This is a genomic window from Pelagirhabdus alkalitolerans (assembly GCF_900096905.1).
Lineage (GTDB): Bacteria > Bacillota > Bacilli > Bacillales > Amphibacillaceae > Pelagirhabdus > Pelagirhabdus alkalitolerans.
Genome location: NZ_FMYI01000022.1, coordinates 1 through 1,267, shown reverse-complemented (window position 1 = coordinate 1,267; position 1,267 = coordinate 1). Strand labels below are relative to the sequence as shown.

Annotated in this window: 1 protein-coding gene; it reads left to right on the top strand. The window is 40.0% G+C overall.

Annotated elements, in window-relative coordinates:
* Positions 1-269 precede the first annotated feature (269 nt).
* Positions 270-1,267: ISL3 family transposase (locus tag BLR62_RS12300; RefSeq protein ID WP_090797426.1), on the top strand; the 998-nt coding region annotated here is incomplete at its 3' end.

Here is a 1,267-nt window from a genome sequence, read left to right as displayed (position 1 = left end):
TGGCTCTAAAATATATGTTGGGGTAAAGATACAATTCAACATGTTGCTTTTATAATAAAGTGATGTGTGATCGACTACTCGCTTGCCGCGGGCACGGCCTCAACTAACTTAGGGAAGAAAGGCACTTCCCTAAGTGGATTTTCGGCTCGTGCTATTCCCGCAGGCGTCTCGTTGTCATCACACAATGACATAAAAAAAGCACGCAAGCTCCTTATTTGTTATGATTTGTTTAGACGAACAAAAACCAACAAAAAGGAGTTGCGTGTACTATGTATTCTAACATCACTTTACCGGGATTAGAAGGGGTTATCGTGACAAAATCTTATCAAAAAGAAGGTGTCTATCACCTTCATGTGGAGTTAGAAAGAAAGCCTCATAGCTGTCCTAAATGCCATCAAATGACCAAGAAAGTGCATGATTATCGCATGCAAAAGATTCAACATACACAAGCTTTCGGAAGAGATACACACTTGTTTTATCGAAAGCGCCGTTATATCTGTGAAGATTCAACGTGTCAAAAACGATTTTATGAAGATAATACGCTTGTCGCGCGTTATCAGAGACAATCTGTTGAGTTTAATCAAGCGTTATCAATCGAACTGATTCATGCCAAGAATTTTAAAGATGTGGCGGATCGTTTTGGGACATCTCCTACAACGGTTATGCGTCGCTTTGACACGATTTGTGCTTCTAAATTAAACGAGACAAAAGAGCTGCCTAAGGTCATTGCCATCGATGAGTACAAAGGGGATGCAGGTGGCGAGAAGTATCAAACGATCATTGCTGATCCGATTCGCCGAAAACCGATTGAAATTCTAAAGGATCGAAAGAAGGATACGCTAAAAGATTATCTTAGTCAACATGGTCAAGGTGTTGAAGTCGTCGTGATGGACATGAGTCCATCTTTTAAAGCAGCTGTTGATCAATCACTAGGCCGCCCTATTATCGTGGCGGATCGTTTTCATTTCTGTCGCTATATTTACTGGGCATTAGAACAGGTAAGAAGGCATGTTCAACATTCATTTGATGCGTATGATCGAAAAAAGTGTAAACGAATGCGTCATGTTTTTTATAAGCATCAAGAAAAACTAACGGATAAACAACACTGGTACTTAGAGCACTATCTTCATAAATCAGATTACCTTGAAAGAGCTTATCAGCTGAAAGAGGGATATAGAAAATGGTTTGAAATAGCGAAGGCCTGTGGCCAAGAAGGTTTAGGGGAGATCAAAGACACATTATATAGGTTTTACGATCTTGTCAAAGC